This is a genomic window from Tardiphaga sp. 813_E8_N1_3 (assembly GCF_051811025.1).
Classification (GTDB): Bacteria; Pseudomonadota; Alphaproteobacteria; order Rhizobiales; family Xanthobacteraceae; genus Tardiphaga.
Genome location: NZ_JBPWQE010000001.1, coordinates 780,497 through 801,218, shown reverse-complemented (window position 1 = coordinate 801,218; position 20,722 = coordinate 780,497). Strand labels below are relative to the sequence as shown.

Below are 20,722 nucleotides of genomic sequence, written 5' to 3'. Positions count from 1 at the left end.
TCCGAGGAAGGGCCGCCTCTCGTTCGGCGCAATATTAGTAGCGTTCGATGACAGTACGACGTTCAACGCCGCCATCGTAATAGCCACGATCGCGGTCGCGGCTGCGCTTGATGATCACGGTCTCGTTGCGGTCACGGCGGTCGCGGTAGTACCCGCGGTCATAGTCGTCGCGATAGCGGTCGCGGCCGACAGCGCCGACCGTCACGCCTCCGGGACCGACGCCAACGCCGATGTCCTGGGCCTTGGCTGGAATTGCGCTGCTGATGCCCGCCGCAGCAACGGCGATGATGGCAAGATGCTTAATCATGACGTGCTCCTCGTGTGTGAACCATGAGGTAGCAATCCCGCGCTGCAGGGTTAGTTCCGAGAACATGACAAAACGATCATGCGTAACGCGCGCAAAGGCCCGGAACCAGTCGAGGTTTTGCCGACCGTGAACTAGCCGGGCGGTATAATTGCGTTGCTGGGCATTGGCCGGTCGGTGATCTGCTGCCCGAACAGGCTGCCAACCAGCTCAACCATCACCCGCGCCGTTCGCCCGCGCTCGTCCAAAAACGGATTGAGCTCGACGACATCCAGCGAGCACATCAGGCCTGAGTCGTGCAGCAATTCCATGATGAGATGCGCTTCACGATAGGTCGCGCCGCCGGGCACCATGGTGCCAACGCCGGGCGCTGTCGCCGGATCGAGGAAGTCCACATCGAAGGACACATGCAACACGCCGTTGCGCGCCTTGACCCGCTCGATGACACGGCGGATCAGAACGCCGACACCGAACTCGTCGATCTGCCGCATGTCGGCAATGGCCACCTTGCGTGCGTGCACCAGCTCTTTCTCGAGCTTGTCGATGGAGCGGATGCCGAACAGATCGAGATTGTCAGGCTTGATCGAGGCCCGAGGCTCCGCACCGAGCAGACCGTCGAGGCCGGACTCGCCGCACAGAAAGGCCGCGGACATGCCGTGCATGTTGCCGGTGATGGTGGTGTACGGCGTATTGTAATCTGCATGGGCATCGAGCCACAGCACGAATAGTTCGCGCCCCTGCTCGTGCCAGTGCCGCGCCACGCCATTGACCGATCCCATGGACAGGCTGTGATCACCGCCCACGAAGATCGGCAGCGCGCCCGATTTAGCAAGCGTGTAGGCGCGCGCGCTCAGCGCCTGGACCCATTTCTGGATATCGCGATAGTGCTTGGCATTCTCAGGCGGTGTGTCCTGCGCCGCATGACCGTCCAGCGGCACCAAATCACCGTGATCCTCCACCGCAAAGCCGAGCTCTTCCAGGAGAGCACCGAGCCCTGCGGTACGCATCGCCGCCGGCCCCATCAAAGTCCCGCGCTGCGAGGCCCCGACTTCGACCGGCGCGCCCAGCAATGCGATGCGTTTGTGATGGGAGACGTCGGTCATAAGCAAAACTCCGGGCTAGCGACCTTCGCAGGCCAAGATATATTCCGAAGCAACCTGATTGCATTGCAACGGAAATGCGGCGGCGCAGTTATCCAGCGCATTCATACCAGACAGTGGGGCAATCGTGACAAACAGAGTGGTCGAAGAAGGTCTTCCCTATCCCTTTGGCGCGCATTGGGACGGAAAGGGCACCAACTTCGCGCTCTTCTCGGCCAATGCCACCAAGGTCGAGGTCTGCCTGTTCGACGGCGACAAGGAAACGCGAATCGAGCTGCCGGAATATACCGACGAGGTCTTTCACGGCTACATCCCCGACGTCGGCCCCGGCACGTTCTATGGCTATCGCGTCCACGGTCCCTATGAGCCGGAAAAGGGCCATCGCTTCAATCCGAACAAGCTGCTGCTTGATCCCTATGCCCGCGCCCATGCCGGGCAGCTCGAATGGAATCCGGCCGTATTCGGCTACAAGATGGAAACTGGCGACGACACCACCTTCGACGAGCGCGACTCCGCGCCGTTCATGCCGAAATGCGTGATCGTCGATCGCGACTTCGACTGGGCCGGTGAAGCCGGCCGGCAGCCCGTGCCATGGGACCAGACCATCATCTACGAGACCCACGTCAAGGGCTTCACCAAGCTGCATCCCGACGTGCCGGAAAAACTGCGCGGCACCTATGCCGGCTTCGGCAGCAAGCCTGTGGTGGATTATCTCTGCGGCCTCGGCATCACCTCGGTCGAGCTGTTGCCGGTCCATACCTTCATCAATGACGATTATCTACTGAACAAGAAGCTGGTGAATTACTGGGGCTATAATTCCATCGGCTTCTTCGCGCCCGACCCGCGCTACGCCTCAGACGTGCCGAACTCGCTGCGCGAGTTCAAGGAGATGGTGTCAGCGCTGCATGCCGGCGGGCTCGAGGTCATCCTCGACGTGGTCTATAACCACACCGCCGAAGGCAACGAGCTTGGCCCGACCCTGTCCTTCAAGGGCATCGACAATGCCAGCTATTACCGGCTGATGCCCGACAAGCCGCGCTACTACATCAACGACACCGGCACCGGCAACACAGTCAACCTGTCCAATGCCCGCGTCATCCAGATGGTGGCGGACAGCCTGCGCTACTGGGTGCGGGAGATGCATATCGACGGCTTCCGCTTCGATCTCGGCACCATTCTCGCGCGCGAAGTCTACGGCTTCACCGAACAAAGCGGCTTTCTGAAAGCCGTCGATCAGGATCCGTTGCTGACAACAGTGAAGCTGATCGCCGAACCATGGGATATCGGCCCCGGCGGTTATCAGGTCGGCGGGTTTCCGCCCGGCTGGGCGGAATGGAACGACAAGTTTCGCGATACCACGCGTAACTTCTGGCGCGGCAAAGCGCCGGTCTCGGCACTGGCACCGCGTCTCGTCGCGTCCGGCGACATGTTCAACCATCAGGGTCGCCGCGCCTGGGCCAGCATCAATTTCGTCACCGCGCACGATGGCTTCACGCTGAACGACTGGGCGAGCTACAACGAGAAGCATAACGAGGCCAATGGCGAGGACGGCAAAGACGGCTCGTCCAACAACGCCTCATGGAATTGCGGCGTCGAGGGTCCGACCGACGACAAGACTATCATCGCCCTGCGCGAGCGACAGAAGCGCAATATGCTGGCGACGCTGCTGTTCTCTCAAGGCACCCCAATGCTGCTCGGCGGCGACGAATTCGGCCGCACGCAAAACGGCAACAACAATGCCTATTGCCAGGACAGCGAGATTTCCTGGTTCAACTGGAGCCTCACGACTGAGGGCAAGGATCTTCTCGCTTACACCAAGCGGTTGATCAAGCTGCTTGGCGGCTGCTCGGTCCTGCGCCGCAGCCGCTTCCTGACCGGCGAACACGATCCCGATCTCGACGTCCGCGACGTGACCTGGATCAACGCCAATGGCGGCCCGATGGAAGACGCGCATTGGAAAGAGGGCAATATGAAATGCTTCGGCATGTTGCTGGACGGCCGCGCGCAGAAGACCGGCATCCATAAGCCGGCCGACGATGAGACCATGCTGATCATCCTCAACAGCTTCGACGGATTGGTAGACTTCACCATGCCGGAAGCCACGGGCGGAACCGGATGGGAACTGCTGGTGGATACCAATATTCCCGACGCCGACCTTCCCGATGCCAATGAAGAAGATTTCCCGTTCGGCCACATTTACCAGGTCACAGGCCGGTCACTTCTTTTATTATCATTGAAGAAATAGCTTATGGCGCAGCGGGGTCGGCGCGACCTCGCTGCCCACATTTTCCGCACATTCCTGTCACTGAACCTCGGAACGATGTTTGGTGACTACACTTGTCTGGCAACGATGAATTCCTGATTTGCCGAGCTAGTGGAGACGTAAAAGTGAAGATTCGCGCGGGCTACGACATCGCTTTCCAGTGTTTGCAGGAAACACCCATGATCCTGATGCTCAGCATCCATCCTTCGCGCGCGAAGGATCTGCAGAGCCCGCACCGCATCCAGTTTTCCCACGACGTGCAGGCGCATGATTATCGCGACATGTTCGGCAATACCTGCACGCGCATCGTCGCGCCGCCTGGGCTGATCGAGATCAAGAATGACTTTCTGATTTCAGATAGCGGGCTGCCGGATGCGGCTCCGCTATCAGGGCCGCTGCAGCCGGTCGGCGAGCTACCTGACGATGTCATGGTCTTCCTGCTCGGCAGCCGCTATTGCGACACACAGAAGCTGTCCGATTTGGCATGGTCGCTGTTCGGCCATATCGAGGATGGCGCAGCGCGCGTCCAGGCCATTGCCGATTACGTGCATCAGCGCATCGAGTTCGGCTATCACCATGCCCGCAACGATCGTACGGCTTTTGAAGGTCATGAAGAGCGTATCGGTGTGTGCCGCGACTTCGCCCATCTGGCCGTCACGCTTTGCCGCTGCATGAACATTCCGGCACGCTATTGCACCGGCTATCTCGGCGACATCGGCGTGCCCATCGATCCTGCGCCGATGGACTTCAGCGCCTGGTTCGAAGTCTACCTCGGAAACAAGTGGTACACCTTCGATGCGCGTCACAATCATCCGCGCATCGGGCGCATCGTGATGGCCCGCGGTCGCGATGCCGCTGACGTGGCGATCTCCACCAATTTCGGCCCGACGCCGCTGGTGCGTTTTACGGTGATCACCGACGAGGTTTTTAGCGAAGCCACCCCCGCCCTCGCCCCGATGTCGATGGTGGCTTAGTCGTTTAAGAGGCCGTTAGTAATTGCAAAGCCACTCGTATCCGCGGGTGGCTTTGTTGTTTCAGGTCCTGACCGGACTGATCTTCCACGTCAGCGCCATGAGACCCGCCGTCATGGCACCCGAGATCACAGCGGCAATCGGCAGCACCAGTGCCAGCGCCGCCGTCGCAGCCCAGCCAATCGACGAGAAGGCTTCGGCGAAGGTCGCGATACGCGATGACGTCTGACGTCGCCTGAATTGGCTGCGCCGTGCCTGCACCCTGAACCAGAGTTGGATGGCTGTCGCAGAGGCTGCCGCCACGACAGTTGCCAATGCCGTCACCGCAGCCAGCCGCAGCGAGACGAGCGCCAGACCAGCAACCATTGGCGAGAACACCGCGGCGATGATCACCAGCACGACTTCGACCTTGGCCGTAATGATCGTGTTTGCCGGAAGCGGCGCGGTCGTCACCAGATCCGCGGCGTCCTCACCAGAGATTGTCAACCAAGCCAAGCCGCCGGCGAGTTGACCCGCGGCCATCACGATCACCGGTGCCAGCACGATGAAGGCGCCTGCCCCCTCGCCGAAGCTGCGCCACAGCATCAGGGCCGGCGGCAGCAGATACAGCAATTGCATCAGGGTTTGCGAGACCAGCCACGGGTCCCGCCACAACAGGATAAACTCCTTGCGCCGCAAGGCCTTGCGCCGGGATCCCGTCCGGAACGGTCTTGCGACTTTCTTGCGACGAACTTGCGCCAATGGTGCGGCACTGGCCACGTAATCGCTGAATCGCGGCGAGAAAATCGCCATCGTCAGCCCGAGCAAGATCAACCCGGCTGCCAGCAGCGGAACCAGTGCTGCGATATCGCCGAGCATCGCGCGCGCGGGCCACCACGCGACGCTGTTCGCTTCAGGCGCAAAGGCGGCTGCGGCATCGGAGGTGAGCACGGCGAAGCGCGACAGTGTGCCGTAAGAGAGAATCGCCGCGACCTGCAATGCGATAACGAAACCTGCGCCCGTCACGGCCGAAATGATTTGCGCAACCAGCCGCGTCTTGGCGGGGCCGCAGAGCTGAAACAGTCCGACGGTGATGGCGATGGCGCATGCGGATGCCGACAGGCCCATGGCAATGACGACGGCATAGGCGGAGAACCAGCGCGCACCGCCTCCGATCACCAGTACATTGACGAAAGGCGTCGCCAGCAACATCGCCATCACGGTTACCGTCAATGCGATGGCCGCGATGCGGACGGAGAAGAGGTTGGTGAGCGGCGCGGGTGACGACATGATGAGATCGAGATCGGCGCGCGCATAGAATACACGGGTGACGGACTCAATCGCCTGCGACAGAACGAGAGCCCAGGCGAGAAAGATACTGGCAGTGACGACAATGGCCGTCGATTGATCGAGCGGCGTCTGCACATCTGCGAAACGGCCGACCACCGCATAGGCCGGCAGATGCAGGAAGATCACGAAGACAATCAGCAGAAGCGAAACGCTGCGTGGACGCCAGCGACGGCCCGCCGTGAGCATGCCCAGCATTTCGCGCCATGCCAGCCGGACTTCATGGCCGGCAAACCACATCACGCTGGCGGATGGCGTCATGCGGCAACCGGCGCGCTGTCCACCAGCGCCACGAACATGTCTTCGAGGCTGGTGTCACCCTGCCCGTTCTGCTGACGCAACTCGGCAAGCGTCCCTTCGGCGATCAGCCTGCCTGCGGCGATCACGCCGATCCGGTCCGCCATGCGTTCGGCGACTTCAAGAATATGCGTGGTCATAATCACGGTGCAGCCGGAGCGCACGCGATCCTGCAATAGACCCTTGACGTGACGCGCCGACACGGCATCGAGCCCGGTCAGAGGTTCGTCGAGAATGATCAGCCGCGGCTCATGCACCAGCGCACCAGCCAGTGCCACCTTCTGACGCATACCCTTAGAGAAGCCTTCGCATCGCTCATGAAGATGCGGACCGAGACCTAGCGATGCCAACAATCCATGCGACGTGCGCTCTGCCGTTTCAGCATCGCAGCCCCATAGACCGGCAACGAATTCGAGATATTCGAGCGGCGTCAGCTTGTCATAGATCATCGGCTCGTCGGATACCCAGGCCATGATCTGTTTCGCTGCCACGGGATCGGCCAGCGCATCGATGCCAAGCACCGAGACCGATCCTGCGTCGGGACGTAGCAATCCCGCGACCATGCGCAATGTCGTCGTCTTGCCGGCGCCATTGGGACCCAGCAGCGCATAGAACTCGCCAGCACGCACCGTGAGATCGAGTCCATCGACGGCAGGCCGATCGAAACGTTTCGTTAACCCTCGCAATTCTAGGGCAGCGTGTGTTGCGGTCATGACAGATGATCTGCGCGTTAAGTTGCATAGCAACATGGATGGAAGTTATTTCAGGGCAGTGAATCCGATGACGTGACTACGCCGCCTCACGCGCCCGGTGGCATCTATGTGCGCATCGGGATTGATAACCCCATCAATCCCCCACCCACGCATGTGCGTTTGTGATCTCTTATGCCGGCAATTTAACTAGACCGGACGGGAACAATACAACCCTGAATAGATTTACACTAACCTGCGAAAGATCGATGTCCGGAGACTCGTGATGACACGGCTAGCTGCCTTGAAGGCTCCTGCTGTAGCCGAGTTCGATGCACCGTATTTTCTGACCTGTCCCGGCATCGGAAAGGTTACGACCGACTACAAGAAAAACCAGAACATCTTCTGTCAGGGTGAGGTCGCGGATTCTGTTGGCTACATCCTGAACGGACGTATCAAGCTGACGGTCCTGTCCGAACAAGGTAAGGAAGCCGTCGTTGGCCTGCTCGAACCCGGCCAGTTCCTCGGTGAGGGTTGCCTGAATGGTCATCCACTGCGCACTGTCACAACGACGGCGATGGAAGACAGCACGATTGTCACCATCAGCAGGTCGGCGATGACCGCCCATCTGCGTGATGAACCGGCCTTTGCCGAGTTCTTCGTTGCCTATCTTCTGTCGCGTAACAACCGGATCGAAGAAGATCTGATCGACCAGTTGTTCAATTCAAGCGAGAAGCGCCTCGCGCGTCTGTTGCTCATCCTCGCTCACTATGGCGAGGAAGGCCCCAGCCATCCCATCGATATCGACATCAGTCAGGAGACGCTGGCGGAGATGATCGGTACCACGCGGTCGCGCGTCAGCTTCTTCATGAACAAGTTTCGCAAGCTCGGCTTCGTCAGCTATGACGGACATATTCAGGTCCACAGTTCGCTGCTCGATGCGGTGTTGAACGAGAAGCCGCGTTTGCAACGAGGCGTGTAACGATGCGTGCGTAACCAGACAACCATGCCCCGCGCTCGCGTGGCGGCATCCGGGGGGGAGACCGGCAGATGGCAAGCATCCTGATCGTCGACGATGACAAGGTCGTTCAGATCTTCACCAAATTAATGCTTGAGCGCGAAGGCCACCGCGTCACCTGCGCAAGTGACGGCCCGCGCGCGCGCCACATTCTCCGCAACGCGGATTTCGATCTGCTCATCATCGATATCTTCATGCCCGGGATGAACGGGCTGGAGACGATGAAGCTGGCGCATCGGTGCCGTCCGGAGATCCCGATCATCGTCATGTCAGGTCACGCGGCGTCACCGGCAGACGCGTCTGCGCCCGATTTTCTCACGATGTCCACCGAGCTCGGCGCCGTCTGCCGCCTCCAAAAGCCTCTCAAACCGGCGATTCTTCTCTCGCACGTGGACCGGTGCCTTGCGCCGGGGAATGGGTCGTCCCGACTCCACTAGTATCGTTGCACATTCGATCACGACCGATGCAGGCATCACCCAGAGCCAAAATCTGCTGCGGCATAATAGGATTATAACACCAGGATACCTGCGCTACAGAGGTAATTAAGGGCTCCTTCACTCGGTCTCCCTATTTTTACGTGAAATTTTAGTGCCGCAGCAAGATTGCCTGCCGCGGCCCAAGGGGCTTATTCGATGCAAGCACTCAATTCGATTTCAGCACGTATGATTGTTGCCATCACGCTCGTCGCTGCCGGATCTTGCGGCGCGCTTGCTGCCTTCAGCATGTGGCAACAACAAGCGATCATCGACACTGCCCTTAGTCGCGAGGCGCATGACGACTACGCTAATCTGACCGCTGCGCTGAATGCCGAAACGCGCACGCTGCTCGCGGTTGCCGAGTCGATCGCGTCGTCCCAGCCGATCAAGGACGCCATCAAGGCGAACGATCGTGCCAGTGCGCTCGCGAATCTGAAGGAGGCCCATCAGCGCATCAAGCCGCGCGGCCTCGAACTGATCACGATCCAAACACCGCCGGCCATCAGCTTCGCCCGCATCCATAATCCCGGCACCTTCGGCGACAACGTTTCCGAGCGCCGCAAGATGGTGGTGCAGGCGATGACCAGCAAGAAATCGGTCGGCGGCATCGAGCCCGGCCGCGATGCGCTTAACGTCTTTGGCGTGGCACCGGCGATGGATGGTGACACCATTCTCGGCACCATCGATGTCGGCGCTCCGTTCGGCAAGACTTTCGTCGACACCATGAAGTCGCGCTTTGGTGTCGATGTCGGCATTCACCAGATCGACGGCCAGGCCGGCAAGACGCTGGCGTCCACCCTGAAGTCGGCCGCTCCGGGTGTCGAGATGCTGCGTCGCGCGCTCGCCGGTGAAGTCGTGACCCAATATGGCGAGCTCGACAACAAACCTGTCGCCACCACCTTCGGCGCCATCAAGAGCTTTTCGGGCGACAACATCGCCGTCTTCGAGATTACCCGCGACACCAGCGGATATCACAGCCTGATGCGCTCCTCGCTGAATTGGCTGGCCATCATTTCTGCCTGCGTGCTGCTGCTCGCCGGCGCCATCGCAACCTTCATGGGCCGCTCGATGGCGAAGCCGATCCGCGCACTCGAAACTGCGATGCGCACCATTGCTGGCGGCAATCACACGATCGCGGTGCCGGGTGCAGGCCGCAAGGACGAGATCGGCTCGATGGCCGGCGCCGTCGAGATCTTCAAGACCGGTCTCATTGAAACCGAACAGCTGCGCGCCGCGCAGGAAGAGCAGCGCGAGCGCGCCCAGCTTGATCGCCGCGACACCATGAACGCCCTCGCCGCGCGTTTCGAGAGCGGCGTTGGCACCGTCGTCAACGCGGTTGGCTCCGCCGCCGGTGAATTACGCAACACCGCGCAATCGATGGCGGCCACCGCCGAGGAATCGACGCGGCAAACCGCCGCCGTCGCGGCAGCCTCCGAAGAAGCTACGCAGAGCGCACAGGCGGTCGCCGCCGCCATCGAGGAGCTCAATGCCTCGATCAGCGAGATCGCGCAGCAGGTCAACGAATCCGCGCGCGTCGCCGGCGATGCGGTGTCGCAGGCGAACGTCACCAATAGCGAAGTGCAGAGCCTCGCGGAGGCGGCACAGAAGATCGGCGACGTCGTCAAGCTGATCAGCGAGATCGCTGCGCAGACCAACCTGCTCGCACTTAACGCCACCATCGAAGCGGCCCGCGCGGGTGAAGCCGGCCGCGGCTTCGCGGTCGTCGCTTCCGAAGTGAAGGCACTGGCGACACAGACGTCGAAGGCGACGGAAGAAATCTCGGCGCAGGTCGGCGCGATCCAGAGCGCCACGAAACTCTCGGTGGATTCGATCCAGAGCATCACATCGACCATCGGCCGCGTCAGCGAGATCGCTAGCACGATTGCCGCTGCTGTCGAGGAACAGGGCGCAGCCACACTCGAGATCGCGCGCAACGTTGCCGAAGCCGCCCGCGGCACCGGTGAGGTTTCGCAGAACATTGCCGGCGTCAATGACGCCGCCCGCGAGACTGGCCTTGCCGCGTCGCGCGTGGTGGAATCGGCTGGCGACCTGTCGCGCAATGGCGAGGACCTGCGGACGCAGGTCGATGTGTTCCTTCGCGAAGTCCGGGCCGCTTAATTCTCCCGGCGGCGCGCTTCGGCGCGCCGCTCTTCCATTGCGAACAAAGCGGGAATCAGCGAGCGTGATTCGTCACCTCGGATACATCCCGTGCTCGCCCAAGCCTCCTATCTCGACGCCCTCAACCCGGAACAGCGCCGCGCCGTCGAGCACGGTGTGTTCCCGCGCGGGAACGGCAATGCGTCCTCCGTCGCGCCATTGCTGGTCATCGCTGGCGCCGGTTCCGGCAAAACCAACACTCTCGCACACCGCGTCGCGCATCTGATGGTCAATGGCGCCGATCCGCGCCGCATTCTGCTGATGACCTTCTCGCGCCGGGCCGCCAGCGAGATGAGCCGCCGTGTCGAGCGCATCGCACGCAAGGTGATGGGCGACAATGCCGGCGTCATGACCGATGCGCTGGCATGGGCCGGCACCTTTCACGGCATCGGCGCGCGGCTGCTGCGCGACTATGCCGAACAGATCGGACTCGATCCCGCTTTCACCATTCACGACCGCGAGGATTCCGCCGACCTGATGAATCTGGTGCGGCACGAACTCGGCTTCTCCAAGACTGAAACGCGCTTCCCAACCAAGGGCACCTGCCTTGCGATCTATTCCCGCTGCGTGAATTCCGAGACTGAACTCGATCAGGTGCTCGGCGCATCCTATCCGTGGTGCGCGGCCTGGTCGGCCGAGCTGCGCGAATTGTTTGCCGGCTATGTCGAGGCCAAGCAGAAGCAGAACGTGCTCGATTACGACGACCTGCTTCTGTACTGGGCGCAGATGGCGAGCGAACCACTGCTCGCGGACGACATCGGCGGCCGTTTCGATCATGTGCTGGTCGACGAATATCAGGACACCAACCGCCTGCAGTCGGCGATCCTGCTGGCACTGAAGCCGCAGGGCCACGGGCTCACCGTCGTCGGTGACGACGCGCAGTCGATCTATTCCTTTCGTGCCGCCACCGTGCGCAACATCCTTGATTTTCCCAGGCAGTTCAGCCCGCCGGCAGAGATCATCACGCTCGACCGCAACTATCGTTCAACGCAGCCGATCCTGGCGGCGGCCAATGGCGTGATCGATCTTGCGCGCGAGCGCTTCACCAAAAATCTCTGGACCGACCGCGAGTCTTCCGCAAAACCGCAACTCGTCACCATCAGGGACGAGACCGATCAGGCCCGCGCCATCGTTGCGCGTGTGCTCGATAATCGCGAAGGCGGCATGAAACTGAAGGAACAGGCCGTGCTGTTCCGGACGTCGTCACACAGCGGATCGCTCGAAGTGGAGCTGACGCGACGGAACATTCCGTTTGTGAAATTCGGCGGGTTGAAGTTTCTCGATGCTGCGCATGTCAAGGATATGCTGGCGCTGCTGCGTTTCGTGGAGAACCCGCGTGACCGCGTCGCCGGTTTCCGTCTGATGCAATTGCTGCCCGGCGTCGGGCCCGCATCGGCGCAGCGCGCGCTCGATCACATGATCGCAGCAGCCGATCCGATAGATGCCCTCGCACATGCGCCGGCGCCGCCGCGCGCAGCCACAGATTGGCGCTGCTTTGTCGAGGTCATCACCGAGATCAAATCGGGCCGCGCCGGCTGGCCTGCCGAGCTGGAGCTGGCGCGACGCTGGTATGAGCCGCATCTCGATCGCATTCACGAGGATTCGCTGACGCGCCGCGCCGATCTGATCCAACTCGAAGCGATCGCGTCAGGCTATCCGTCGCGCGAACGTTTTCTCACCGAACTCACGCTCGATCCGCCGGACGCGACCAGCGATCAGTCCGGCGTGCCGCTGCTCGACGAGGACTATCTGATCCTCTCGACCATCCATTCCGCCAAAGGGCAGGAATGGAAGTCTGTCTATGTGCTGAATGTGGTCGATGGCTGCATGCCGTCGGATTTGGGCACCGGGACATCAGCGGAGATCGAGGAAGAGCGCCGGCTGCTTTATGTGGCGATGACGCGCGCCAAGGACGATCTGCATCTGATGGTGCCGCAGCGTTTCTTCACCCACGGCCAGCACGCACAAGGAGACCGCCACGTCTATGCGTCGCGCACGCGGTTCATTCCGGAAGCGCTTCTCGGCCTGTTCGAACGCACAACCTGGCCGCAGATGGCCACCGTCGATCCGGCACGTGCGGCCGCACAAGGTGTCCGCATGGACATCAATTCGCGCATGCGCGCGATCTGGCGCTAGAGCTTCCTGTCCCACTCCGGCACGCTGGCAAACCGCGCCACCAGAAAATCGATAAACAGCCGCACCTTCACGGCGAGGTGCCGCGTCGGCGGATAGATCGCATAGAGCGTCAGCGGCGGCGCCTTGTAGGCGGAGAGCACACTGCGCAGAGATCCCGCGCGCAACGCATCGCCGGCGATGAAGGTCGGCAGCAGCGCGACGCCCCTGCTTTTGATCGCGGCATCGCGCAGCACTTCCGCATTGTTGACGCAGAGCGTCCAGCTCGGCTGGATCCAGTGATCGTTGCCATCCTTGCCGGTCAGCTTCCACTGATTGCCCGTGAGCAGGAAGCCATAGGTGAGCAGCGCGTGGCTGCGCAGATCCTCCGGCAGCTTCGGTGTGCCATGTTGCTTGAGATAGTCCGGCGACGCGCAAACCGCGCGATCGATGGCGACGATTTTTCGCGCGATGAGACTTGAAGACTCCAGATCGGCGATGCGAAGCGTCACGTCGAAACCACCCTGCATTGGGTCGACCTGATCGTCCGACAGCACGAGTTGAATCTGCAGCTCCGGACACTGCGCCATGAAGTCGGCGATAGCCGGCCCGAGTTGCAGCGTGCCGAATGACATCGGCGCATTGACGCGCAGCAATCCGCGCGGCGTCGATTGCGCCTGCGCCACCGCCTGATCGGCGGCATCGAGATCGGCGAGGATGGTCAGTGCGCGCTCGAAATAGGCCTGACCGTTCTCTGTCGCGCTGGCATGGCGCGTGGTGCGGTTGAGCAATTGCACGCCGAGGTCCTGTTCGAGCTCGCCGACATATTTCGAGATCGCCGAACGCGACAGCCGCAACTGGCGCCCGGCTTCCGAGAAAGAACCGAGCTCGACGACTTTGACGAAGGCACGCAGGCTGTTGAGCTTGTCCATGGGCATTCCTGACCGTCCCCAAAACATAGACAGTCATGTCACAAATGGCCAGATTGTCTTTGAACGGGGATGACCCAATTATCCCGGCAACGGAAGACGAGACGCCTTCCCAACCAGGAGACAGATCATGTCAGGCATCCACCATGTCACCGCAATCGCCGGTAACGCCTTGCGGAACTTTGACTTTTACACCCGCGCGCTGGGCATGCGCTTTGTCAAGAAGACCGTCAATTTCGACGATCCGGGCACCTATCACTTCTATTACGGCGACGAGACCGGCAAGCCGGGCACCATCCTGACCTTCTTCCCGTGGGAGCATGCGGCCCCCGGCCGTGGCGGCGTGGGCCAGACCCAGCAGACCTCGTTCCGGGTCCCTGCCCGTTCGCTCGGCTACTGGACGCATCGCTTCATCGAGAAGGGCATCGCCCATGAGGCACTCGAAAAGCGCTTCGGTGAAGCGGTACTCCCGTTCACCGATCCGGACGGCATGAGCCTCGCGCTGGTCGGCATCCCCGGTATCGAGAACGAGCCCGGCTGGAGCAATGGCGACGTCCCGGCCGAACACGCGATCCGCGGCTTCCACGGCGTGACGCTGCTGCTTGAGAAGGCCGAGAAGACCAGCGCGATCCTGACCGACGTGTTCGGCTTCAAGGAAACCGCGCGTGAAGGCTCGATCATCCGCCTGAGTGCCGACAGCGTGGAAGGCGGCATCGTCGACATCTACGAAGCCGGTGGCTTCCTGCCGGGCCGTCAGGGCCGCGGATCGGTGCATCACGTCGCATTCCGCGCCGTCGATGATGCCGACCAGCAGGTGATGGCCAACAAGCTGGTGAAGAATCACGGCCAGCAGCCGACGGACCAGAAGGACCGCAACTACTTCCGTTCGGTCTATTTCCGCGAACCCGGCGGCGTGCTGTTCGAGATCGCGACCGACATCCCCGGCTTTGCCGTGGACGAGCCCGTTGAATCCCTCGGCGAGCATCTGAAACTGCCCGCGTTCCTCGAGAAGCATCGCGGCGAGATCGAGCGCGTGTTGCCGTCGCTCGACACGGAGAAGGTGGCGTCATGAGTAACGACCTGTCCCACATCCATCGCTTCGCGCCGGGCAACCGGCGCGAGGCAACTCCGCTCCTGCTGCTGCATGGCACCGGCGGTGACGAAAGCGACCTGTTGCCGCTCGGCGAGGCGATTGCGCCGGGTGCAGCACTGCTGTCGCCCCGCGGTCAGGTGCTGGAACACGGCATGCCGCGCTTCTTCCGACGGCTCGCCGAGGGCGTGTTCGACGAGGACGACGTGCGACGCCGCGCCAATGACCTTGCGGACTTCATAGTCGAAGCCCGCAAGCGCTACGGGCTCAAAGCACCGATCGCGCTCGGCTATTCCAACGGCGCCAATATCGCCGCAGCGATGATGCTGTTGCGCCCCGAGGCGCTGGCCGGCGGCATATTGTTGCGGGCGATGGTCCCTTTACGTGAACCACCGGTGGCAAATCTCGCTGGCAAGCCGGTACTGATCGTGTCGGGCCAGTCCGATCCGATCATCCCGCCAAGCAATTCGCAGCGGCTTGCCGTGATGCTGACGAAAGCGGGTGCCGATGTGCAGCATCGCACGCTGCCGGTTGGCCATCAGCTCTCGCAGGCAGATCTGACGATTGCGAAAGAATGGTTGGGGAATGTTGAGGCCAGGGCACGATCTGAGAGTGTCTCGGTCTAATGCGATCTACGCTTGCTATCCCCTCCCCTCTTGCGGGCGAGGGGACAGCAAGGAACTACAAATTCGCGCCGCTGAACATCTCGCTATACCAATCCGCGATCAGCTTCGGATTGATGCGCCCATCGACGATGAACACGCCCTGCGCGCCATCGGCAACCCAACGCTTTACCGCATCGAGATCGGCAAGCGTCCGCACAACAACGCCATCGGCGCCATAACCGCGCGCGATGGCGGCAAAATCGGTCACCGGGAACTGCGCCATGCCGGCATTGTAGCCTTCAGGGCCGAAGTGATGCACCTCGGCGCTGTAGGCGCTGTCGTTATAGATGAAGATGCATATGCGCTTCCTCAGCCGCACGGCGGTCTCAAGTTCTGCGATCGACATCAGGAAGCCGCCGTCACCGACCGCCAGCACTGTCAGCCGCTCCGGCTGCGTCACTGCCGCACCGATCGCGCCGGCGAGGCCGAGGCCGATGGACTGGAACGCGATCGGAATGCACCAGCCTTTATGGTCGGGTGCTGAAATATAGCGCGTCACCCAACCGACGAAATGTCCGCCGTCGACAACGACGGTGCGATCCTTCGGCAGGATATCATCCATCGCCTTGCTCAGCGTGCGCGGATCGATGTGGTCGGCAGTGCTGGTGTCGTCATAGGCCAGATTATGGTTGCCCCTGGCAGTCATCACCGCGGCGACCTCTGGCGTGCGCCAGCCGGCCTCGCCGGGCGGCGTCTTGTCAAACGCCTGCAGCACGGCGGTCGCCACAGCCGACGCATCGCCTTCGAGCTCGAGATCGACCGGACGATGCATACCGATACGGCCCTTCTCGACGTCGATCTGCACGAGCTGGGCATAGTCCGAAATCAGCTTGCCCTTCTTCGTGGTCCACATGTTCAGCGACATGCCGAAGGCGAGGATCATGTCGCTCTGCGCGATCAGCTCAGCCGTCGCCTTCGACGAGAAGCCACCGGCCACACCCAGATTCCACGGATGACCGGAAAACATCCCATGCGCCTGCAACGACGTCGCTAGCAACGCGCCGAGTCTGTCGGCCAGTTGAACCAGTAACGGCTGCGCATCGGCCACGACAGCGCCATGCCCCGCCAGGATCAGCGGCCGTTTCGATGTCCGGATCGTCGCAACAAGTTCTTCCAGCTTCGCAGGACTGACCGCGATACGCGGCGTAATCGGCAAATGCTTCTTGCCCATCGTTGCCGTGACCGGCATCTCCTGCACATTGATCGGCAGGCTGAGCACGACCGGCTTGCGCTCGCGCAGAGCGACCGAGGCTGCTTTCCAGGTGTCGGCGTAAGCGCTCTGCGCATCGGTGATCTGCCGCCACTCGCCGCCGACCGCGTGAACGAGTTCCGACTGATTGAAGGCAAATGCCGACTGCTTGTCACCGAGCACCACGTCACCCGCGAGAACGAGCAATGGTGTGTCGCTCTTGGCAGCTTCGCCGATGCCGGTGATCGCATTGGTCAGACCTGGGCCCGCCGTCACACTGACAATCGTCAGGTCGCGCGTCAGACGAGCCGCCACATCGGCCATGCTCACCGCGCCGCCCTCGTGACGTGCAGCAACGAATTCGACACCGAATTCGGTCAGGCCGAGCGTCACCTTGAAATTTGCGCCACCGACGAGACCGAAGCAGCGCTTGGCGCCGATATCGGCGAGCGCGCGCGCGACTTCGCGCCAGACGGTCGAGTTGGCCGGGGTGTGGTCGAGAACTGCAGCGGATGAAGATGTCATGAGGTCACTTTGCACCGATCGCGATGTCCTCGACATTCAAGGATCGGGCCAAAGTAGTTTAGGTCTAAAGGAATTGCCATATGTCGATCGCGCTGGCCCGATCACGTGATCGGGAAAGCGGAACAGACGCAGAAATGCCATCTGCGGCGATCCGCAGTGGCCAATTTTGCACAAATAGAGCCTTATTTCAGGGCAGATCGGCCGGCGATTACGCCCGTCCTGCAATCACCATACTGTGCAGATCGTCGGCCATCTTCGGCGCAGCGGCGTCTTCAAGCGACGATCGCAGGGCCTCGATATCGGCATCCGGGACCGGGCGCCATCCGCAAGGGCACTGGCCATCCTGATGGGCCGCGGCGACTTCGCGATAGGTCGAGCCGATCGCGGTTGCCAGAAGACGCATCACCACATCGGGCGCCAGACGCGAACTGTCGAGCACGCGGCAGAACGTCGTCATGATCGCCTGGTTGAGATAGGTCTGTGCCGAATTCTCGTCGGTGATATCAGAGACCTTGACCTGCTGCGGAAGCATGCGCGTATCCTTTGCGACCCCTGCGATTGTCTAGGCCGCGGTCGCGTCATGCTCAACCCGTTTCGAGACCACGGGCCTTAGAAGCCCTCAAGCCTGTCATGTTTTGAATCAGTCAAAACAGGATGTGTAGTACGCACATTCCTTATTCGGCTGCGGCTTGCGCTTGTCCCGCGCGGGCATCGAGATGCATGGCCTCGATACGTTTCACCTTGTTGATCGAGCCCATGATCAGCGGCACGCGCTGATGGATCGCCGTCGGCGCAAGATCGAGAATGCGGGCACGGCCCGTGGTCGCGCCGCCGCCGGCCTGTTCGACGATGAAAGCCATCGGATGCGCTTCGTAGACGAGACGCAGCCGGCCATCGGCATAGCCCTTGCGCGCGTCGGACGGATAAAGAAACACGCCGCCCCGGATCAGGATGCGATAGGCCTCGGCGACCAGGGCTGCGATCCAGCGCATGTTGAAATTCTTGCCGCGCGGGCCATCGACACCTGCGAGGCACTCTTCGACAAAATCACGCACCGGTGCTTCCCAGTGACGATGGTTGGACGCGTTGATCGCATATTCCGCACAGTCGGCCGTGATCTGCACACGCGCCCGAATGCGCTTGTAGCTCCGCGTGGCGCGGTCGAGCGTGAAGATATCGACGCCATCGCCGAGCGTGAGCACCAGCGATGTCTGCGGACCGTAGACCACGAAGCCAGCAGCAATCTGTGCACTGCCTTTCTGCGTGAACGGCACCGCACCCTTCGACGTCGGCATGATCGAGAAGATCGTACCGACCGTCATATTGGTTTCGATATTCGACGAACCGTCGAGTGGGTCATAGGCGATGTCGAGCAGGCCATTGCCGTCGCGGATATCCGCGGTCTCGGCTTCCTCGGAGGCCAGTGCCGCCCAGGACACCGGCTTCAGAGCGACACGAACAATCTCGTCGGCGCGGACATCGAGATCCTTCTGCACGTCGCCATCGGCATTCTGCGCGCCCTGCGCTTCGCCGGTAATTCCGGCTAGCGCGCCGCAGCCGATCAGGTCGGAAATTTCGATGGAGGCCTTGGCGAAGGCATCGACCGCAGCAGCCACGGCCAGCCGCAGCGGGTCCTGTCCGGCATAGTCAGCCGTGTGTCGGAACAGGGGCATGTGGTCGGTCATCGCAATCTCCGCAAAATACTGGGCTCCTTCTGGCACATGGCCGCGTCCGGAGTGTCCGGGAATGGCAGAAACGGCGCATTTTGCCCACAGATATTGACCTCCAGGGCCAAATAAAGGAATTTTTGTAAAGGTCAGGCGGGGAAAGTTTTTCTTATATGACGAAGCGCTTCCGCGACATCTCGATCCGCCAGCTGCGTGCGCTGGCCGCTGTTGCCGCCAGCGGCAGCATTACAGCAGCTGCGGCGAAGCTTCGCCTGACGCAACCGGCTGTCACCTTGCAACTGCGCAACCTGCAAGGCCTCGCCGGCCTGCAACTGACCCAGCGCACTGGCGATGGGATGGTCCTGACCGATGCCGGCCGCGAGGTGCTGGCGCTGTCGGAACGGATCGAGGCAGCGATGGCGGCCTGCGCGACATCGCTGGACATGATGGCCGGCAAGACCGGCGGGCGCATCTCCATCGGCGCCGTCAGTACCGCGAAATACTTCGTGCCCTTCGCCATCTCGGCCTTCGCGAAACTCCATCCCAAGATCGAGATCTTGCTGACGGTCGGCAATCGCGAGGAGACCATCGCAGGTCTGCGCAGCTATGATCTCGATATCGCAATCATGGGTCGACCGCCGGCCGGGATCGACATGGATGTGAACCTGATCGGCGATCATCCGCATGTGATCATCGCGCCGAGCGACCATCGCCTCGCGGGCAAGGCGCGCCTCACCATGAGCGATCTCGCAAGCGAGACGTTCCTGACGCGTGAGCCGGGCTCGGGCACGCGCGGGTTGATGGAGCAATTGTTCGAGAGCGCAGATCTGCGCGCCACGATCGGCATGGAGATGGACAGCAATGAGACCATCAAACAGGCCGTGATGGCCGGGCTTGGCATCGCCTTTATCTCCGCGCATACGGTGGCCACCGAACTCGAGCAGCGGCGATTGGTGATGCTGGATGTGATCGGCCTGCCGATCATCCGGCAATGGTTCGTGCTTAACCGCAAGGACAAGGTGCTGCTGCCGCCGGCGCAGGCGATGCGCTCATTCCTCGCCGCACAGGGCGCGCAGTTCCTGCCTGCGACGGAAGCCGGCAAATCGGCGCCGGTACGCAGCAAGACCCGCGGCCGCGCGATGCTGTAGTGACAGACTTGGTTATAGCGACAGACCTGGCCTCACCTTGTGGCATCCGGCGAGAGTGATATGGTGTCAGCAGCCCGAGCGCCAAAACACCCCATTATCAATTATCGGAGAATTCAATGCCTGCTGTCTCGGCAGATAGCACTGCGCCCGTCAGCGTCGTGACCGCCCTTTATCTCGGCACCAAGGTGCTTCACACCGAAGCCGAGCGCTCCGGCATCATCAAGGACATGTTGCGCGGCGACGTCAGCCGCAAGGGCTATGTCCTGCTGCAGCGAAATCTGCTGGCGGCCTATCAGGCGCTGGAAGCCGGGCTTGAAAGCCATCGCGACACGCCGGTGCTCGCCGCACTCACCCAATATCGGCTCGATCGTGCATCGGCCATGCAAGCCGATCTCAATGTGCTGTGCGATGGCGATTTCTCGGCTGTGCCGATACTGCCCGCCGGCGAAGCCTATGCGAAGCGCATCGCGGATGCCGCCAAGGGCGACGGCGAATTGCTGATTGCCCATGCCTATACGCGCTATCTCGGTGATCTCTCCGGCGGCCAGATTCTCAAGCGCCTGCTCGCCAAGAAGCCCGGCCTCGCGCCGGAGGAATTGTCGTTCTACGATTTCCCGGCCTATGCCGATCTGGCGGTGCTGAAGTCGGACTATCGCAACGCGCTCGACGAGGCCGGCAAGCTTGCCAAGAATCCGCAGGCGATCATCGACGAAGGTTCGGTGGCATTCCAGCTCAACACCGATCTGTCCTGGGCCGTGCAGGCCGCGCTCGAACAGGCGCCGAGCGCAGCCTGATC

18 protein-coding genes are annotated in these 20,722 nt (G+C 61.7%); 10 read left to right on the top strand and 8 right to left on the bottom strand.

Annotated elements, in window-relative coordinates; all coding sequences use genetic code 11:
• Positions 1 to 34: 34 nt before the first annotated feature.
• On the bottom strand, positions 35 to 307 hold the full coding sequence (locus AB8A33_RS03775; protein WP_089265966.1) for a hypothetical protein: 273 nt from the start codon (positions 305 to 307) through the stop codon (positions 35 to 37).
• 131 nt (positions 308 to 438) lie between these two features.
• Positions 439 to 1,407 carry an arginase gene (rocF, locus tag AB8A33_RS03770; protein ID WP_439091485.1) on the bottom strand — a complete coding sequence of 323 codons (969 nt, stop codon included), beginning with the start codon at positions 1,405 to 1,407 and terminating at the stop codon, positions 439 to 441.
• Between the two features lie 124 nt (positions 1,408 to 1,531).
• Between rocF and glgX the strand changes: the two genes are divergently transcribed.
• Complete coding sequence (glgX, locus tag AB8A33_RS03765; RefSeq protein WP_439091484.1) at positions 1,532 to 3,649, top strand: glycogen debranching protein GlgX; 2,118 nt, start codon at positions 1,532 to 1,534, stop codon at positions 3,647 to 3,649.
• A 143-nt stretch (positions 3,650 to 3,792) separates the two neighbouring features.
• Entirely contained in the window at positions 3,793 to 4,641 is an 849-nt protein-coding gene (locus AB8A33_RS03760) for a transglutaminase-like domain-containing protein (RefSeq protein WP_439091483.1), read from the top strand.
• Between the two features lie 60 nt (positions 4,642 to 4,701).
• Here AB8A33_RS03760 and AB8A33_RS03755 read toward each other — a convergent pair whose 3' ends face one another.
• Both AB8A33_RS03755 and AB8A33_RS03750 read right to left on the bottom strand, forming a co-directional pair.
• Positions 4,702 to 6,225, bottom strand: coding sequence for a permease (locus AB8A33_RS03755; protein ID WP_439091482.1), 1,524 nt, complete (start codon positions 6,223 to 6,225; stop codon positions 4,702 to 4,704).
• The gene (locus AB8A33_RS03750) at positions 6,222 to 6,974 is read right to left on the bottom strand and encodes an ABC transporter ATP-binding protein (protein ID WP_439091481.1); all 753 of its coding nucleotides are present in this window, start codon (positions 6,972 to 6,974) and stop codon (positions 6,222 to 6,224) included. The genes AB8A33_RS03755 and AB8A33_RS03750 overlap by 4 nt, the downstream gene beginning before the upstream one ends.
• Before the next feature lie 262 nt (positions 6,975 to 7,236).
• On the opposite strand from AB8A33_RS03750, the gene AB8A33_RS03745 reads away from it, so the two are divergent.
• The 4 genes from AB8A33_RS03745 to AB8A33_RS03730 all read left to right on the top strand — a co-directional run bounded on the left by AB8A33_RS03745 (position 7,237) and on the right by AB8A33_RS03730 (position 12,737).
• Complete coding sequence (locus AB8A33_RS03745; RefSeq protein ID WP_439091480.1) at positions 7,237 to 7,932, top strand: Crp/Fnr family transcriptional regulator; 696 nt, start codon at positions 7,237 to 7,239, stop codon at positions 7,930 to 7,932.
• A gap of 68 nt (positions 7,933 to 8,000) precedes the next feature.
• Positions 8,001 to 8,405 carry a response regulator gene (locus AB8A33_RS03740; RefSeq protein WP_439091479.1) on the top strand — a complete coding sequence of 135 codons (405 nt, stop codon included), beginning with the start codon at positions 8,001 to 8,003 and terminating at the stop codon, positions 8,403 to 8,405.
• Positions 8,406 to 8,600: 195 nt separating this feature from the next.
• Positions 8,601 to 10,562 carry a methyl-accepting chemotaxis protein gene (locus AB8A33_RS03735; protein WP_439091478.1) on the top strand — a complete coding sequence of 654 codons (1,962 nt, stop codon included), beginning with the start codon at positions 8,601 to 8,603 and terminating at the stop codon, positions 10,560 to 10,562.
• Positions 10,563 to 10,652: 90 nt separating this feature from the next.
• Complete coding sequence (locus AB8A33_RS03730) at positions 10,653 to 12,737, top strand: ATP-dependent helicase (protein WP_439091477.1); 2,085 nt, start codon at positions 10,653 to 10,655, stop codon at positions 12,735 to 12,737.
• On the opposite strand, the gene AB8A33_RS03725 is transcribed toward AB8A33_RS03730, so the two are convergent.
• Positions 12,734 to 13,645, bottom strand: a complete 912-nt coding sequence (locus tag AB8A33_RS03725) for a LysR substrate-binding domain-containing protein (protein WP_439091476.1) — start codon at positions 13,643 to 13,645, stop codon at positions 12,734 to 12,736. The genes AB8A33_RS03730 and AB8A33_RS03725 overlap by 4 nt on opposite strands.
• A gap of 127 nt (positions 13,646 to 13,772) precedes the next feature.
• Here AB8A33_RS03725 and AB8A33_RS03720 point away from each other — a divergent pair, with 127 nt between their 5' ends.
• Complete coding sequence (locus AB8A33_RS03720) at positions 13,773 to 14,714, top strand: ring-cleaving dioxygenase (protein WP_439091475.1); 942 nt, start codon at positions 13,773 to 13,775, stop codon at positions 14,712 to 14,714.
• A complete protein-coding gene (locus AB8A33_RS03715; protein WP_439091474.1) occupies positions 14,711 to 15,358 on the top strand; it encodes an alpha/beta hydrolase in 648 nt (215 codons plus the stop codon). Before AB8A33_RS03720 ends, AB8A33_RS03715 begins: the two co-directional genes overlap by 4 nt.
• 55 nt (positions 15,359 to 15,413) lie before the next feature.
• On the opposite strand, the gene AB8A33_RS03710 is transcribed toward AB8A33_RS03715, so the two are convergent.
• The 3 genes from AB8A33_RS03710 to AB8A33_RS03700 all read right to left on the bottom strand — a co-directional run bounded on the left by AB8A33_RS03710 (position 15,414) and on the right by AB8A33_RS03700 (position 18,796).
• On the bottom strand, positions 15,414 to 17,111 hold the full coding sequence (locus tag AB8A33_RS03710; RefSeq protein ID WP_439091473.1) for a thiamine pyrophosphate-binding protein: 1,698 nt from the start codon (positions 17,109 to 17,111) through the stop codon (positions 15,414 to 15,416).
• Between the two features lie 208 nt (positions 17,112 to 17,319).
• A complete protein-coding gene (locus tag AB8A33_RS03705; protein WP_315843781.1) occupies positions 17,320 to 17,643 on the bottom strand; it encodes a hypothetical protein in 324 nt (107 codons plus the stop codon).
• Positions 17,644 to 17,785: 142 nt separating this feature from the next.
• Positions 17,786 to 18,796, bottom strand: coding sequence for a class 1 fructose-bisphosphatase (locus AB8A33_RS03700; protein ID WP_439091472.1), 1,011 nt, complete (start codon positions 18,794 to 18,796; stop codon positions 17,786 to 17,788).
• 155 nt (positions 18,797 to 18,951) lie between these two features.
• Between AB8A33_RS03700 and AB8A33_RS03695 the strand changes: the two genes are divergently transcribed.
• Together AB8A33_RS03695 and AB8A33_RS03690 are read left to right on the top strand one after the other, a co-directional pair.
• Positions 18,952 to 19,926 carry a LysR family transcriptional regulator gene (locus AB8A33_RS03695; protein ID WP_439091471.1) on the top strand — a complete coding sequence of 325 codons (975 nt, stop codon included), beginning with the start codon at positions 18,952 to 18,954 and terminating at the stop codon, positions 19,924 to 19,926.
• A gap of 116 nt (positions 19,927 to 20,042) precedes the next feature.
• A complete protein-coding gene (locus AB8A33_RS03690; RefSeq protein WP_439091470.1) occupies positions 20,043 to 20,720 on the top strand; it encodes a heme oxygenase (biliverdin-producing) in 678 nt (225 codons plus the stop codon).
• Positions 20,721 to 20,722 lie beyond the last annotated feature (2 nt).

Bases quoted from the DNA above. Each gene is read 5' to 3' on its own strand.
- AB8A33_RS03775 (WP_089265966.1), bottom strand. From the start codon at position 307: ATGATTAAGCATCTTGCCATCATCGCCGTTGCTGCGGCGGGCATCAGC.
- rocF (WP_439091485.1), bottom strand. From the start codon at position 1,407: ATGACCGACGTCTCCCATCACAAACGCATCGCATTGCTGGGCGCGCCG.
- AB8A33_RS03755 (WP_439091482.1), bottom strand. From the start codon at position 6,225: ATGACGCCATCCGCCAGCGTGATGTGGTTTGCCGGCCATGAAGTCCGG.
- AB8A33_RS03750 (WP_439091481.1), bottom strand. From the start codon at position 6,974: ATGACCGCAACACACGCTGCCCTAGAATTGCGAGGGTTAACGAAACGT.
- AB8A33_RS03745 (WP_439091480.1), top strand. From the start codon at position 7,237: ATGACACGGCTAGCTGCCTTGAAGGCTCCTGCTGTAGCCGAGTTCGAT.
- AB8A33_RS03740 (WP_439091479.1), top strand. From the start codon at position 8,001: ATGGCAAGCATCCTGATCGTCGACGATGACAAGGTCGTTCAGATCTTC.
- AB8A33_RS03735 (WP_439091478.1), top strand. From the start codon at position 8,601: ATGCAAGCACTCAATTCGATTTCAGCACGTATGATTGTTGCCATCACG.
- AB8A33_RS03725 (WP_439091476.1), bottom strand. From the start codon at position 13,645: ATGGACAAGCTCAACAGCCTGCGTGCCTTCGTCAAAGTCGTCGAGCTC.
- AB8A33_RS03720 (WP_439091475.1), top strand. From the start codon at position 13,773: ATGTCAGGCATCCACCATGTCACCGCAATCGCCGGTAACGCCTTGCGG.
- AB8A33_RS03715 (WP_439091474.1), top strand. From the start codon at position 14,711: ATGAGTAACGACCTGTCCCACATCCATCGCTTCGCGCCGGGCAACCGG.
- AB8A33_RS03710 (WP_439091473.1), bottom strand. From the start codon at position 17,111: ATGACATCTTCATCCGCTGCAGTTCTCGACCACACCCCGGCCAACTCG.
- AB8A33_RS03705 (WP_315843781.1), bottom strand. From the start codon at position 17,643: ATGCTTCCGCAGCAGGTCAAGGTCTCTGATATCACCGACGAGAATTCG.
- AB8A33_RS03700 (WP_439091472.1), bottom strand. From the start codon at position 18,796: ATGACCGACCACATGCCCCTGTTCCGACACACGGCTGACTATGCCGGA.
- AB8A33_RS03695 (WP_439091471.1), top strand. From the start codon at position 18,952: ATGACGAAGCGCTTCCGCGACATCTCGATCCGCCAGCTGCGTGCGCTG.
- AB8A33_RS03690 (WP_439091470.1), top strand. From the start codon at position 20,043: ATGCCTGCTGTCTCGGCAGATAGCACTGCGCCCGTCAGCGTCGTGACC.